The organism is Rhodococcus sp. MTM3W5.2 (genome assembly GCF_001984015.1).
Classification (GTDB): domain Bacteria; phylum Actinomycetota; class Actinomycetes; order Mycobacteriales; family Mycobacteriaceae; genus Rhodococcus_G; species Rhodococcus_G oryzae.
In genome coordinates, this window is the sequence record NZ_CP019572.1 from 3,134,006 (window position 1) to 3,147,995 (window position 13,990).

A 13,990-nucleotide genomic window follows, 5' to 3' on the forward strand; every position below is an offset into this window, starting at 1 on the left:
CCCGGCTCAACCGGCCGCCCCGTTGATCTGCGACTGCGTGATCGTGCCCGATCCGACGCCCCAGTTGTCCGCGATCTGCTGGTACTGACCGCCGTCGATGAGGTACTGCATGGCCCGCTGCAACACGGGCGCCAGGGGCGATCCCTTGACGAGCGGCCAACCGTACGGTGCCGAGTCGAACACCTCACCGGCCGCCTCCAGCCGGCCACCGCTGCGCTTGATCGCGTATGCGGTCACCGGCGAGTCGGCGGAGAGTGCGTCCACCCGACCGAGGATCAACGCGTTCGCGACGTCGTCCTGGCTGTCGAACTTCACCTTCTTGATCGGCGGTCTACCCGCCGCCACGCAGGCCTCGCTCTTCGCGGGAACCTCGTCGATGTCCTCGGTTGTCGTGGTCTGCACGCCGACCCGGAGCCCGCACGCGTTGTTCGGGTCCACCGGCTCGCCGGTCCGCTGCGCCCACTGGATGCCCGCGCGGTAATAGGTGACGAAATCGACCGACTCTTCGCGCTCCTTCGAATCTGTGAAGGACGACATCCCCATCGTGTAGGTGCCCGCCTGCACGGCGGGGATGATCTTGTCGAAGTCCGCCTGCTTGTAGTCGACCGTGAGTCCGAGGACCTTGCCGACGGCGTTCAGCAGGTCCACGTCGAAGCCGACGATATTGCCCGCCTCGTCCTTGAACTCGTTGGGCGCGTAAGGGATGTTCGTTCCGGCGATCAACCGACCGGACTCCGCGACCTCGCGCGGCAGGTCCGCGGCGATCTCGTCGACCTTGTCGACGTGCACGTTGTCCGCGACCGGGATCAGCCCCTCGTTGTTGGTCACGCACGAGGACAGCACCAGCGCCAGGAGCGTTGCCCCGACCACCGCACCGATGCCCCTGGTGCGTCTGCGTGCTCGGCGGCCGGCCCGAACGGGCGCCGCGGAACACGAGTTGGATCGAGGAATCACCAGGAAAGAGTACTGGGTCGGGAGCCAACCGGACGAAAGGTCGGGTCCCGCCGTCACCCAGCGGCGACACCGGCCACCGCGATCAGTGCCGGACCACCCTGGCGGTCACCGTCTCGGCGAACTCCGCTGTCGATGCCAACCCGCCGAGGTCCGCGGTCGCGACCCCTGCCTGAAGGGTGTTCGCCACCGCCGACTGGATCCGCTCCGCGGCCCGACCGAGCGCGGGGTCGCCGCCGCGGGAGCTCAACCAGTCGAAGAGCATGGCGGTCGAGAGGATCATCGCGGTCGGATTGGCGCGGTTGCGGCCCGCGATGTCGGGCGCGGCCCCGTGTGCCGCCTGCGCCATCGCCTTGGTCTCGGACGCGTTGAGCGACGGCGCGGTACCGAGCGAACCGGACAGCTCCCCAGCCAGATCCGAGAGGATGTCACCGAACATGTTCTCGGTGACCACGACATCGAAGTCCTCGCCCCGCCGCACCAGGTGTGCCGCCATCGCGTCGACGTGTTCGTTTCGCACCTCGACGCCCGGGTACTGCGTCCCGATCTCGTGGCACACATCCCGAAACAGTCCCGTGGTCAGCGCGAGCACATTCGCCTTGTGCACCACCGTGACCCGGCTGCGGCGCCTGGAGGCGAGCTCGAAGGCGGCGCGCGCGATCCGTTCGGTGGCCCGCCTGGTGACCACCCCGACCGCCATCGCCACATCGGGCGTGGGCATGAACTCGCCACTGCCGGTGAACATGTTGCGGTCCGCGTAGAAGCCCTCGGTGTTCTCGCGGACGATCACCAGGTCCATCTCGGGCGACACCGCGCGCACCCCGGCAAAGGCACGTGCGGGCCTGATGTTGGCGAACAGGTCGAATCGCTTGCGGATGGTTCCGCCTGGAGTCAACTGACCGCGGAAGGGATCCGGGTAGGAGGCGCTGTCGTGCGGGCCGAGCACCCAGCCGTCGAGGTCGGCGAGCGCCACCAGGGTCGACTCCGGCATCGGCGTGCCGTGCTCGCCGATGGCGTCGAGGCCGACGTCCAGGGGCACCCAGGTCACCGGCGTTCCGCCCACCGCCGCGACGGCAGCGTCCGCGATCCGCTGAGCCGCGGGCACGATCTCGTGGCCGATCCCGTCTCCCACCAGCAGGCCCAAGCGGGTCGGCTCCGAGGTCGCCTGCCGGGCCGGCTCCGATGTGATTGCGCTCGTCGGGTTCACCCGACAATCATTGCTCACCATGGTGCAGTCCGTGGAGTTGTTGCTCGACGACCGCCTCGACGCCGCGGTGCGCCGTGAGTGGCGCCAGGTCTCCGGAACCGGGATCCGCGGGCAGGACGCGGTCCGGCAGGTCTCGAACCGCCCGCACATCACGCTCGCGGTGGCCCAGCACATCGACCCCGAGACCGACCTCGAGCTGCAGCGGGGACTGCTCGCCCCCGCCCTCCAGGTCACGCTCGGCGGCCTGGTCGTGTTCGGCGGTCATCGAAAGACGCTGGCACACCTGGTCGTCCCGACCGCCGGCCTGCTGTCGCTGCAGCGGACCGTTTTCCGCCTGATGCGCCACAGCGAGGGGATCCCCGCGCACACCCACCCCGGCGACTGGACGCCGCACGTCACGCTGGCCAGACGGGTGCTCCCCGAGCAGATCGGGACCGCGATCTGCGCCGTCTCGGCCACCCACCTGACCGGACACGCGGTCTCGATCAGGCGGTGGGACGGCGAGGCCAAGCGGGAATGGCTCATCGCCTGAGCCGAGTTCTCCCTACCCTTGCCGAAGGCGAGTTATCCCTACTCTTGCCGAAGGCGAGTTATCCCTACCCTTGCCGAAGGCGAGTCATCCCACACCGGCGCGCCCCTGGCGGGAAGAATCGGACACGCGACCGCGTTGAAACCGGTCGATACGCATTGACGAGAGGATTCAGATGCCCACGCAGACCCTGACCCAGCAGAACTTCGACGAAGTCATCGGCGGGAACGATGTCGTCCTCGTCGACTTCTGGGCGTCGTGGTGCGGACCGTGCCGCAACTTCGCCCCGACCTTCGAGGCCTCCGCCGAGCAGCATCCCGACGTGGTGCACGCGAAGGTGGACACCGAGGCCGAGCAGGGACTCGCGGCCGCGGCCAACATCCGGTCGATCCCGACGATCATGGCCTTCCGTGAGGGCATCCTGGTCTTCTCGCAGCCCGGCGCACTCCCGCCCGCGGCGCTCGAGGATCTGGTGACCCAGGTCCAGGCGCTGGACATGGACAAGGTCCGCGAGCAGGTCGCGGCCGCTCAGGAATGAGCGCCCGCAGGCCGCGTCAGAGCGGTAGCGCCGTCTCCGCCAGCCCGGCGGGGGCACCCCGGCGCCGGAACCACTCCTGACCGAACGCGGCCCGCAGCTGCTCCTCCGGCATCTGCAGGAACGGTCCGAAGTCGCCGACCTGTGTCGCGTGCGCGTGCATCGCGGCCCGCTTGGCACCCATCGCCGCGGTCACGTCCACCACGGTCGTGATGTCCTCCTCCGGCAGGCCGAAGGTGTCGAGGTCCGGCGGCTGGGCGTCCTCCGACCACTCCGGATTGGCCGCCATCAGCCTACGGATGTGATCACGGCTGACGGCCGCCTCGTAGACGTGCGGCACCCCGGCGATCTCCGCCGCGCGCACGCCCACATGGTGCACCTGCACATGGTCCGGGTGCCCGTAGCCGCCGTTGGGGTCGTACACGGTGACCACGTCCGCGGATTCCTCGACGAGGATCGCGGCCAGGCGCGCCGCGGCCTCCTCGACATCGGCGTTGCAGAACGCCGCCGGGTTCGCGTTCTCCGGGGTGCCCGCCATCCCCGAGTCCGCGTAGTGCAGCAGCTCCACCCGATGCGCGCCGAGCACGCTGGTGGACTCCTCCAGCTCCCGGCGCCTGCGATCGGCGAGCGACTCCCCCTCCGCGAGCAGTCCCTCCGGGACCTCACCGAGGGCGCCGTCGGTGGCGGTGACGACGACGACGCGATGGCCGGCGTCGGCGGCCTGACGCATGACTCCGCCGGTGATGAACACCTCGTCGTCGGGGTGGGCATGGAAGCAGACCAGGACGCTCATGCCGCAATGCTTCCACAGCATCGCCGCGCACCCGCACGTGACCCGAGTAACTTCCCGACCATGGACCGACCATGGGACACAGCGGAATCGGGGGTGCTGCGACTTCCGTCGACACGCCTCGTGCGGGGACGCGCGCTACGAAAGCCACTGCCGGACGGCGCTCGTCCCGAGTTCGGCCTCTACCTACTCGGCAGTCCCCCACCTGCCCACGAGTGGGAATCGCGCTGGGTCCGGTGGCCGGATTTCCGTCTGCCGAGCGATCGGGCCGACGCCAGGGACGCGATGCGCGAAGCGTGGGAACGCGCCCGAACGCAGCGGGTGGAGGTCGCGTGCGGCGGCGGCAGAGGCCGCACCGGCACCGCGCTGGCCTGCATCGCCGTGCTCGACGGGGTCCCCGCCGCCGAAGCCGTCGCCTTCGTGCGTAGGCATTTCGACTCCCATGCGGTCGAGACGCCCTGGCAGCGCCGCTACGTCGCCCGATTCACCACCCCGTGACCTGTCGATCACGGGGCGGCGACCCGGTCACGGGTTGTTGAACCTGACCTCCGGATAAGCCGGGCTCGGGCTGTCGAGCAGTGGCTGCGGGACGCCCCGCAGGTGCTGGTCGAAGAAGGCGCCGACATACGCGCGGGTGAGGTCGACCGATCGGCTGCCCGGCAGGGCGGCACTGATCGGCAGGGCGGCCCCGCTCGGCATCCCCAGCCGCTCGGCGAGGGCGGGGATGTCGGTGAACGAGGCGTGACCGGCGCCGGCAACGGTCAGCCATCGCTTCCACCCGACGAGCCGGCTCCATGCCTCATCCCAGGACGCGTCCTGGCCGCCGGGGCGGTGGACCTCGTCGTCGGTGCCCAGCATCAGGAACGGGCGGTCCCCCACCCCGTCCGACTGCATCGAGCTATGGAAGGAGCCATCCATGTTGACGCCCGCGCGAACGCGATCGTCCGACGCCATCGCCTCCGCGGCGCTGGCTCCGCCGATCGAATGGCCCGCCATGCCGATGCGCCCCTGTCGATCAGGCGCGAATGCGGCCAGGCCGAATCGGCCGCTGTGAGCCGGTCCAGGAGAAACGACACGTCCGCCGCCCTGGTGTCGGCGAGGACTCCGAGGGTTCCCTCATTCTCGGTCCGCTCGCAGGCGACGCAGGTGGACATCCGCCCGCCAGGGAACTCGGTGCCGAACGACTCGTTGGCGTGATCGACGGCGGCCACGACGTAGCCGCGGGCGGCCAGCTCCTCGGCCAGGGCGGTGAGCGTGTAGCGGGAGGCGGTGAATCCCGGCGACAGCACCACCAGCGGGTACGAGCCCTCCACCGGCTTCGCGTCGACGACGCTGTGGGTGGCTGTGGCGCCGAGCACCTCGGGGGGCACCAGGCCCGCCAACTCCTGCCCCTCGAGCAGCAGCCGGATCTCCTCGGTGGTCGCGTACCGCGCCCGCGCGCCGGACCCGGGGTGGGCCGGGTAGTACATGCTGACCATCAGCTCGCGCCGGTCCGACGCGACCCAGGGGTCGGGGCGGGACTCGTCGACCAGATGCAGTGTGTCGCGACCAACCGCGAACGCACCTGTGGGAACGGGCAATTGGAGGACGGCGCCGATAGCCGAGGAACCTGTGTCGGCGGCCGCGACCGGGGACGCCACGCTGACGGCGGCCGTAGCAAGCGGTAGCGCCAGCGCGAGGACCACGGCGGGAACGATTCGGGAGATTCTGATCACCCGCCCCACGCTAGGGACGGGGCGACCGTGAGGCATCGCCCCACGGTCGCCCGTTCACTGCAGCCGAATCCGACCACGGGCTGATGCGCCCCGCCGTCGCCCCGACTAGTGGGCGGCCGCGTCCCAGCTGCGACCCGTGCCCACCGAGACCTCCAGCGGGACAGAGAGTTCGATGGCGCCCGCCATCTTCTCCCGGATCAGCGACTCGACCTGCTCGCGCTCGGACTCGACCACCTCGAGCACCAGTTCGTCATGGACCTGGAGCAGCATCCGCGAGCGTAGGCCCGATTCGGCGAGCGCCTTCTGCACGTCGATCATCGCGACCTTGATGATGTCGGCGGCGCTGCCCTGGATCGGGGCGTTGAGCGCGGCCCGCTCGGCGACCTCGCGGCGCTGGCGGTTGTCGCTGTTCAGGTCCGGAAGATAGCGGCGCCTGCCGAACAGGGTGGAGGTGTAGCCGTCCTTGCGGGCCTGCTCGACGACCTCGCGGAGGTAGTCGCGGACCCCGCCGAACCGGGCGAAGTAGGCGTCCATCTGCCCCTTCGCCTCCTCCGTGGAGATCTTCAGCTGCGACGCGAGGCCGAACGCGCTCAGGCCGTATGCCAGCCCGTAGGACATCGCCTTCACCCTGCGACGCAACTCGGGCGTGACCTCCTCGATCGGCACCCCGAACGCCCGCGAACCCACGAAGCTGTGCAGGTCCTCGCCGGTGTTGAACGCCTCGATCAGGCCCTCATCCCCGGACAGATGCGCCATGATCCGCATCTCGATCTGGCTGTAGTCGGCGGTCAGCAGGTAGTCGTAACCCTCCCCGACGACGAAGCCGTCCCGGATCTCCCGGCCCGCGTCGGTGCGCACCGGGATGTTCTGCAGGTTGGGCTCGGTGGACGAGAGCCTGCCGGTGGCGGCCACCGTCTGGTTGAAGGTGGTGTGGATCCGGGCGTCCTCCGCGACGGACTTGAGCAGCCCGTCGACGGTCACCTTGAGCCGGGTGGCGTCGCGGTGCGCGAGCAGGTGCTCGAGGAAGGGGTGCTCGGTCTTCTCGAACAGCGCCTCGAGCGCGGCCGCGTCGGTGGTGTACCCGGTCTTGGTCTTCTTCGTCTTCGGCATGTCGAGGTCCTCGAACAACACCACCTGCAGCTGCTTCGGCGAGCCAAGGTTGATCTGCTTGCCGATCACCTCGTACGCCGCGTTGGCGGCCAGGTTGATGGCGTCGGCGAAGCGACTCTGCAGGTCGTGCAGGTGCGCGGTGTCGACGGCGATGCCGGTGTACTCGATGTCCGCGAGCACGCCGAGCAGCGGCAGCTCCATGTCCGTGAGCAGCCCGGCCGACTCGATGTCGGCGAGCTCGGTGTCCAGCGCGGCGGCCAGATCCACCACCGCCCGTGCCCGCAGGATCTCGCTCTCGGCGACGGCCGCGTCGGCCTGGTCTTCCTCGTCGAGCAGCGAGAGCTGTGCCTCGCCCGAGTCCTCGACCCGCAGCTCGCGCTTGAGGTATCGCAGCGACAGATCGTCGAGGTTGAAGCTGCGCTGCCCCGGCCGAACCAGGTACGCCGCGAGCGCGGTGTCGCTGGTCAGCCCGCCCAGCACCCAGCCGCGACCGCGGAGGGCGTGCATCGCCACCTTGGCCTCGTGCAGCGCCTTCGGCTCGCTCGGGTCGGAAAGCCAAGCGCCGAGCGCCTTCTCGTCCTCGGGGCTCGCGGTGGCGGTGACGATGTACGCGCCCTCGCCGTCCGAGGCCGCGATCGCGATCGCGCTGGCGTCGCCGCCGTACGGCTGCTTCGAGCCGACCACCGACAGCCCGTGCCGCTGACCGGTGCGGGCGTGCTCGGCGAGCCAGTCCGCCACCTCGCCCGGCGCCAGCGCGCCGCCGCGCACCTCGAAGCCCTCCTCGGCCTCGGGTTCGGCGGAGGAGAGGGTGTCGAACAACCGGTCCCGCAGCACCCGGAACTCCAGGTCGTCGAACAGCATGTGGATCCGGTCCCGGTCCCACGGCGCCAGCACCAGCTGGTCCGGCGTGTAGGGCAGCGGCACGTCGCGGACCATCTCGGTGAGGCGACGGTTGAGGATCACGCTGTTGAGGTTCTCGCGCAGCGAGTCGCCCACCTTGCCCTTGACCTTGTCCACGTGCAGCACCAGCTCGTCGAACGAGCCGTACTCCCGGATCCACTTCGCCGCGGTCTTCTCGCCGACGCCGGGGATGCCGGGCAGGTTGTCGCTCGGGTCGCCGCGCAGGGCCGCGTAGTCCGGGTACTGGCTCGGGGTCAGGCCGTACTTGGCCTCGACCTCCTCGGGCGTGAACCGGGTGAGCTCGGAGACGCCCTTCTTCGGGTAGAGCACGGTGACGTCCGGAGTGACCAGCTGCAGCGCGTCCCGGTCGCCGGTGCACACCAGCACCCGGTAACCCAGCTCGGTGGCCTGGGTGGTGAGGGTGGCGATGATGTCATCGGCCTCGAAACCGGCCTCGGCCATCACCGGGATGCCCAGCGCGCCGAGCACGTCCTTGGTGATCTCCACCTGCCCCTTGAACTCGTCCGGGGTCTTGCTGCGGTTCGCCTTGTACTCCGGGAAGGCCTCCGCGCGGAAGGTCTGCCTGGAGACGTCGAACGCGGCTGCCACGTGCGTCGGCTGCTCGTCGCGCAGCAGGTTGATCAGCATCGAGGTGAACCCGTACACCGCGTTGGTGGTCTGTCCGCTGTGCGTCTTGAAGTTCTCGGCGGGCAGCGCGAAGAACGCCCGATAGGCCAGGGAATGGCCGTCGAGCAGCAACAACGTCGGCTTGTCGGCGGTTGCGGCGCCGTCGGGGCGGGCGGAGGACCGTTGATCGGTTGCTGGGCTCACCGCACTGAGTCTAGGGACGTGGACCGACACCCGAGAACCACCCCGACCACCGCTACCCCACCCCGAGGTAGGCGCGCTTGATCGCCGGATCGGCGAGCAGCTCCTTGCCGGTCCCGGTCTTGGTCACCTCGCCGGTCTCCAGGATGTAGGCCCGATCGGTCCGGGTGAGCGCCTGCTGCGCGTTCTGCTCGACGAGCAGGATCGTGGTGCCCTGCGCGTTGATCTCCGCGATGATCCGGAAGATCTGCTGGATCACCATGGGCGCCAACCCCATCGACGGCTCGTCCAGCATCAGCAGGCGAGGCCGCGACATGAGCGAGCGGCCGATGGCCAGCATCTGCTGCTCGCCGCCGGACATGGTCCCGCCGACCTGGGTGCGGCGCTCCTCGAGCCGGGGAAACAGCTCGAACACCCACTCCAGGCGCTCGGAATACGCGGCCTTCGTCTCGAATTTGCGTGCATAGCAACCCATGTCGAGGTTCTCCTGCACGGTCATCCCGGGAAAGACGCCGCGTCCCTCGGGCGCCTGCACCATGCCCATCTTCACCCGCTCGTGCGCCTTCACGTGGGTGATGTCCCTGCCGTCGAACACGATGCGGCCGTGGGTCAGCGGCAGCAGCCCGGACAACGCCCGCATGGTGGTGGACTTGCCCGCCCCGTTCGCCCCCAGCAGGGTCACCAGTTCGCCGCGGTCGACGCGCAGCGAGACCCCGTGCAGGGCCTGGATGCGCCCGTAGCTCACCGCGACGTCGGCCACCTCCAGCAGCGGTCCGTCGGCGGTCGCGACCGAACCGGCCTGGCCGGCCTCGTCGGTCTTCCTATGCGATGGCATCGTCGGGCACCCCCAGGTAGGCAGCGATCACGGCAGGGTTCTCGCGGATCGCGGCGGGCAGGTCGTCGGCGATCTTCTTGCCGAACTCGAGCACCACGATGCGGTCGGTCACGCCCATCACCAGGCGCATGTCGTGCTCGATCAGCAGCACCGTGAAGCCGTCGTCCCTGATCTTGCGGATCAGGTCCATCAAGGCGGACTTCTCGCTCGGGTTGAACCCGGCGGCGGGCTCGTCGAGGCACAACAGTTTGGGCTCGGTGGCCAGCGCCCGGGCGATCTCCAGTCGCCGCTGGTCGCCGTAGGAGAGGTTCTTCGCCTTCTCGACCGCGCGGGGCGCGATGCCGACGAACTCCAGCAGCGCCATCCCGCGTGCCACGGCGTCGTGTTCCTCGCGGCGGTGACGGCGGGTCCGGAAGATCGCGCCTGGGACCGAGGTCCGGTGCCGGGCATCGGTGCCGACCACCACGTTCTCCAGCGCGGTCATCTCGCCGAAGAGCCGGATGTTCTGGAAGGTTCGGGCGATGCCGAGCCTCGTGATCTCGTTGCGCTTCGTCTTGGCCAACGGCTCACCGTCGAACATCACCCGTCCGGCCGACGGCTTGTATACGCCGGTGATGGCGTTGAAACAGGTGGTCTTGCCCGCGCCGTTGGGCCCGATCAGGCCGAGGATCTCGCCGCGCCGGATCTCGAAGGACACGTCGTCGAGCGCGACGAGCCCGCCGAAACGCACGGTCAGGCCCTCCGTTTTCAGCAGCGCCTGGCCCTCGGCGGTCTCGATCTCCCGCTGCGGGGCCACCGCCTCGGCGACCGCCTCGGGGTCGACGAGCGCCGGGTCGATGGCCGCGACGTCCACCACACCCGCGGTCGGCACATCCACCTCGGGTGCGAGGTTCGCGGCCATGTCCTCGTTGTCGAACATCGCGTCGCCCGCGCCAGGTCCCGCCGTCATCCGCCGACCTCCGTCGTCGCTGCGCTCGGCGCCGGACCACTGCCCTGCGCGTCGCTGGGTCTACGTACAGCCTGGTAGATCTGCCTGCCGTAGGCCAGCAGTTTCTGCCGCGCCGGGAAAAGTCCCTGCGGGCGGAAGATCATCAGCACCACCAGCGCCAGGCCGAAGAACAGGTACTTGTAGTCGCCGAGCGACTGCCCGCCGATCTCGATCGACATCGCCCGGTTGGGCAGGTACACGATGATGAACGCGCCGACGATGACGCCGAGCTTGTTGCCCTGACCACCGATGACCACCGCACACAGGAAGAGCATCGAGTTGATGACGTTGAACCCGGTCGGGTTGATGAACTGCACCTGCCCGGCGTAGAGCGCGCCGGAGAGGCCGCCGATCGAGGCGCCGATCGTGAACGCCCACAGCTTGAACTTGAAGGTCGGCACGCCCATGATCTCGGCGGCGTCCTCGTCCTCTCGGATCGCGACCCAGGCGCGGCCGACCCGGCTGCGCTCGAGGTTGCCGACCAGCAGCAGCGCGATGATCACCATCACCATCCCGACCCAGAACCACCACACACCGGAGTTCAGGTTGCCGCCGGTGTTGCCCGCCGAGAACACCCCGTACGGCTTGTCCTCGGTCTCGCCGAGGTGCGGGTACGCGATCTGGGAGAGCCCCTGACCGCCGTTGGTGACGTCGGTGAGGTTGTCGGCCAGCAGCCGGACGATCTCGCCGAAGCCGAGCGTGACAATGGCCAGGTAGTCCCCCGCAGCCGCAGCGTCGGGGTGCCGAGTATCAGTCCGGTGAACGCGGTGATGGCCACCGCGATCGGCAGGCAGGACAGCCACGCCCAGTCCTCCGAGAAGAATCCGCTCTCGGTCATCTTGTTCCACGGGCTGTTCGGGCTGGTGAGCAGCGCGACGGTGTACGCGCCGACGGCGTAGAAGCCGACATAGCCGAGGTCGAGGAGGCCGGCCTGGCCGACAACCACGTTGAGGCCGATGGCGATGAGCGCGTACATCGCGAACTGGGCCATCACCCCGCCGAAGTCGGTGCCAGGCGTGTCCAGGATCGGCGGCCGCCAGACCGGCAGGATCGCGATCAGGGCGATCACCGGGACCCCGAAAAGCCACTGCATCGGCCGAGCCAGGCCGTTCCACCAGCTCCGGATCGCGTCGCCGACACCGTGTTTGTCGGGTTGGGGCCCCTTGAGCAACTCGGTCGGGTCTGGCTGCGCCGCAGCCGGATTCTCGGTACTCATACCCGCGCCCTTCCCAGGCTCTCACCGAGGATCCCGGTGGGCCTGAACATCAGCACGACGACAAGCAGCACGAACGCGACCACGTCGCGCCACTCGGTGCCGAACAGCACCTGGCCGTAGTTCTCCATGACACCGAGCAGCAGGCCGCCGAGCAATGCCCCTCGGAGATTGCCGATTCCGCCGAGCACCGCCGCGGAAAACGCCTTGATCCCGAGGATGAAGCCGCCGTTGAAGATGATCCCGGACGGGATCTTCAGGGTGTACAGCAGCGCCGCCGCACCCGCCAGGATGCCGCCGAGCAGGAAGGTCAGCATGATCACGCGCTCACGCGAGATGCCCATCAGCGTCGCGGTGTCGGGGTCCTGGGCCACGGCCCGGATCCCCCGGCCGAACTTGGTCCGGTTGATGATCATGTCGGTGACCAGGGTGAGCAGCAGCGCGGCCACGATGATCACGATCGTCACGTTGCTCACCGAGGCGCCGAAGATGCTGAACACCTCGACCGGCTGGACCAGTTTGATGGGCTGCTGCGCATTGGTGCCGCCGAGCCCCGGCCAGATCTCGGGGAGCACGTAGTGCACGAATTCCTGCAGCACGAACGACATTCCGATCGCGGTGATGAGGAAGGTCAGTGGTTTCGCCCCGCGCTTGCGCAGCGGCCGATAGGCGACGCGTTCGAGCCCAACCGCCGCGCCGCCCGAGACGGCCATTCCGAACAGCATGGCGAGACCGAGGAACACGACCGTCATGACGACGCCCTCGTTGTACGCGTTGCCGCTCGGCGTGAAGCCGAGCAGCTCCAGCGCCACGTACTGACCGAACATGCCGAGCATGAAGACCTCGGAGTGCGCGAAGTTGATCAGCCGCAGTACGCCGTAGACCAGCGTGTAACCGATCGCCACCAGTGCGTAGATGGCGCCGTAGCTCAGTCCGTCGATGGTCAGTTGCCAGAAGCTCGTCGTGAGCCCCTCGATGTTGAAGTCGATATTGCCCGCGTAGAAGGTTGCCGAGGCGGCGAGGGAAGTCGCGATCATCGATGTCACTTTCAAGGTCGGGAGGCGCTACCGCGCCCCGACGACGCAGCCGGGGCCTGCGCTGGAGCAGGCACCCGGCTGCGAGATCCGTTCTGTCAGTTGACCTTGTAAATCTGGATCAGGGCGTTGGACAGCTCACCCTTGTCGTTCCACTGGTACTTCTTGCCGACGCCCTGGCCGTCGTAGTTCTTGACGTACTCCAGCATCCCGGCGCGGTCCTTCACCCCGGAGTCGATGGCCTTGAGCATGATCGTGGTCAGGTCGTAGCCCTCGACCGAGTAGACGCCGGGCGCCTGGCCGTTGAGCTCCTCGTACTGCTCCGCCAGCGCGGCAGGCGCAGGGACACAGGGGCAGGTGAGGACCGCGCCGTTCGCGGATTCGCCTGCCTGCTTGACGAACTCGGGATCGTTGGTGCCGTCGCCGGAGCTGAACGTCGCGGTCACACCGCCCTCCCGGAGCTGGGTCACGAACGGCGCCGCCTCGGCGTAGTAGCCCGAGTACCAGATCGCGTCGGGCGACTCTGCCTTGATCTGGGACACGGTGGCCGAGAAGTCCTTCTGACCGGTCTTGACGCTGGCCGAACAGGCGGGATCCGCTGCGGCGCCGAGGGTCTCGGTCACCACCCGGGCCAGGCCGACGCCGTAGTCGGAATCGTCCTGCACGACGCACACCTTCTTCGCGTCGAGCGTGCCGGTGAGGTACTTGGCGACGACCGAACCCTGGCTGTTGTCGTTGCCGAGGCCACGGAAGAAGGTGGTCCAGCCGTTCTCGGTCAGCGTGGGGTTGGTGGCCGACGCGGTGAGGAAGGGCAGCCCGCTCTGGTTGAAGATCGGGCCGGTGGCCTTGGTCTCACCGGAGAAGGCCGGTCCCAGCAGGCCGACGATCGACGCGTTGCTCACGATGTTCGGCGCCACCTGGGTCGCCTTCTGCGGGTCACCCTCGGTGTCGAAGGTCTCCATCTCGACCTGGCAGTTCGGGTTGGCTTTGTTGTGCTTGTCGAGGGCGAGCTTGGCCCCGTACAGGATGTTCTGCCCGAGCGCGGCGTTGGCTCCGGTGAGCGCGCCCGCCATCGCAAGCGAGACCCCCGAGCAGGTGGCGTTGCCGCTACCTGCGGGATCGGCCGCGTCTGTGACGTCGGCGCTCGCGACCTCGTTGCCCGCCGAATCGAGCAGCACACCCGGCTGAATGCTGAGCGCGGTCGACTCCCCCGTCCCGCTGGTTTCCGACGATCCGCCGTCGGTCGTCTTGCTGCTACAGCCCGCGACGGCTAGCGCTGCTGCGACTCCAACGATCAACGCGCCTCTCGCTGTACGACGGTGCACGTCCCACCTCCGAAATCTGTGCGCCCGGAC

13 protein-coding genes and 1 pseudogene are annotated in these 13,990 nt (G+C 68.8%); 3 read left to right on the forward strand and 11 right to left on the reverse strand.

The features are described from left to right. Positions 1-6: 6 nt before the first annotated feature. Together BTZ20_RS14255 and BTZ20_RS14260 are read right to left on the reverse strand one after the other, a co-directional pair. The gene (locus BTZ20_RS14255) at positions 7-879 is read right to left on the reverse strand and encodes an ABC transporter substrate-binding protein (RefSeq protein WP_077043711.1); all 873 of its coding nucleotides are present in this window, start codon (positions 877-879) and stop codon (positions 7-9) included. A gap of 157 nt (positions 880-1,036) precedes the next feature. Then, positions 1,037-2,158, reverse strand: a complete 1,122-nt coding sequence (locus BTZ20_RS14260) for an isocitrate/isopropylmalate dehydrogenase family protein (protein ID WP_223263336.1) — start codon at positions 2,156-2,158, stop codon at positions 1,037-1,039. 19 nt (positions 2,159-2,177) lie between these two features. On the opposite strand from BTZ20_RS14260, the gene BTZ20_RS14265 reads away from it, so the two are divergent. Further along, a complete protein-coding gene (locus tag BTZ20_RS14265; RefSeq protein ID WP_077043713.1) occupies positions 2,178-2,690 on the forward strand; it encodes a 2'-5' RNA ligase family protein in 513 nt (170 codons plus the stop codon). A gap of 172 nt (positions 2,691-2,862) precedes the next feature. After that, a complete protein-coding gene (gene trxA, locus BTZ20_RS14270; RefSeq protein ID WP_077041823.1) occupies positions 2,863-3,225 on the forward strand; it encodes a thioredoxin in 363 nt (120 codons plus the stop codon). 16 nt (positions 3,226-3,241) lie between these two features. Here the strand turns inward: trxA and BTZ20_RS14275 are convergent, their stop codons facing one another. Continuing rightward, complete coding sequence (locus BTZ20_RS14275) at positions 3,242-4,015, reverse strand: PIG-L family deacetylase (protein WP_077043714.1); 774 nt, start codon at positions 4,013-4,015, stop codon at positions 3,242-3,244. Positions 4,016-4,075: 60 nt separating this feature from the next. Here BTZ20_RS14275 and BTZ20_RS14280 point away from each other — a divergent pair, with 60 nt between their 5' ends. Next, the gene (locus tag BTZ20_RS14280) at positions 4,076-4,510 is read left to right on the forward strand and encodes a protein-tyrosine phosphatase family protein (protein ID WP_077041824.1); all 435 of its coding nucleotides are present in this window, start codon (positions 4,076-4,078) and stop codon (positions 4,508-4,510) included. Between the two features lie 27 nt (positions 4,511-4,537). On the opposite strand, the gene BTZ20_RS28110 is transcribed toward BTZ20_RS14280, so the two are convergent. The 8 genes and pseudogenes from BTZ20_RS28110 to BTZ20_RS14315 form a co-directional block, all read right to left on the reverse strand. Continuing rightward, on the reverse strand, positions 4,538-4,966 hold the full coding sequence (locus BTZ20_RS28110) for a hypothetical protein (RefSeq protein ID WP_223263337.1): 429 nt from the start codon (positions 4,964-4,966) through the stop codon (positions 4,538-4,540). After that, on the reverse strand, positions 4,870-5,727 hold the full coding sequence (locus BTZ20_RS14285; RefSeq protein WP_223263338.1) for a hypothetical protein: 858 nt from the start codon (positions 5,725-5,727) through the stop codon (positions 4,870-4,872). The genes BTZ20_RS28110 and BTZ20_RS14285 overlap by 97 nt, the downstream gene beginning before the upstream one ends. Positions 5,728-5,832: 105 nt before the next feature. Then, positions 5,833-8,568: a DNA polymerase I gene (gene polA / locus BTZ20_RS14290; protein ID WP_077041825.1), complete on the reverse strand. Its 2,736-nt coding sequence runs from the start codon at positions 8,566-8,568 to the stop codon at positions 5,833-5,835. Between the two features lie 52 nt (positions 8,569-8,620). Then, the gene (locus BTZ20_RS14295) at positions 8,621-9,400 is read right to left on the reverse strand and encodes an ABC transporter ATP-binding protein (protein WP_083742680.1); all 780 of its coding nucleotides are present in this window, start codon (positions 9,398-9,400) and stop codon (positions 8,621-8,623) included. After that, positions 9,387-10,349 carry an ABC transporter ATP-binding protein gene (locus BTZ20_RS14300; protein ID WP_077041826.1) on the reverse strand — a complete coding sequence of 321 codons (963 nt, stop codon included), beginning with the start codon at positions 10,347-10,349 and terminating at the stop codon, positions 9,387-9,389. Before BTZ20_RS14300 ends, BTZ20_RS14295 begins: the two co-directional genes overlap by 14 nt. Next, positions 10,346-11,481, reverse strand: a pseudogene (locus tag BTZ20_RS14305) (branched-chain amino acid ABC transporter permease). Before BTZ20_RS14305 ends, BTZ20_RS14300 begins: the two are co-directional and overlap by 4 nt. Before the next feature lie 119 nt (positions 11,482-11,600). Then, positions 11,601-12,638: a branched-chain amino acid ABC transporter permease gene (locus BTZ20_RS14310; protein WP_077041827.1), complete on the reverse strand. Its 1,038-nt coding sequence runs from the start codon at positions 12,636-12,638 to the stop codon at positions 11,601-11,603. A 95-nt stretch (positions 12,639-12,733) separates the two neighbouring features. Next, positions 12,734-13,933 carry a branched-chain amino acid ABC transporter substrate-binding protein gene (locus BTZ20_RS14315; RefSeq protein ID WP_223263339.1) on the reverse strand — a complete coding sequence of 400 codons (1,200 nt, stop codon included), beginning with the start codon at positions 13,931-13,933 and terminating at the stop codon, positions 12,734-12,736. Positions 13,934-13,990 lie beyond the last annotated feature (57 nt).

Bases quoted from the DNA above. Each gene is read 5' to 3' on its own strand.
- BTZ20_RS14295 (WP_083742680.1), bottom strand. From the start codon at position 9,400: ATGCCATCGCATAGGAAGACCGACGAGGCCGGCCAGGCCGGTTCGGTC.
- BTZ20_RS14280 (WP_077041824.1), top strand. From the start codon at position 4,076: ATGGACCGACCATGGGACACAGCGGAATCGGGGGTGCTGCGACTTCCG.
- BTZ20_RS14300 (WP_077041826.1), bottom strand. From the start codon at position 10,349: ATGACGGCGGGACCTGGCGCGGGCGACGCGATGTTCGACAACGAGGAC.
- BTZ20_RS14310 (WP_077041827.1), bottom strand. From the start codon at position 12,638: ATGATCGCGACTTCCCTCGCCGCCTCGGCAACCTTCTACGCGGGCAAT.
- BTZ20_RS14265 (WP_077043713.1), top strand. From the start codon at position 2,178: ATGGTGCAGTCCGTGGAGTTGTTGCTCGACGACCGCCTCGACGCCGCG.
- BTZ20_RS28110 (WP_223263337.1), bottom strand. From the start codon at position 4,966: ATGGCGTCGGACGATCGCGTTCGCGCGGGCGTCAACATGGATGGCTCC.
- trxA (WP_077041823.1), top strand. From the start codon at position 2,863: ATGCCCACGCAGACCCTGACCCAGCAGAACTTCGACGAAGTCATCGGC.
- BTZ20_RS14275 (WP_077043714.1), bottom strand. From the start codon at position 4,015: ATGAGCGTCCTGGTCTGCTTCCATGCCCACCCCGACGACGAGGTGTTC.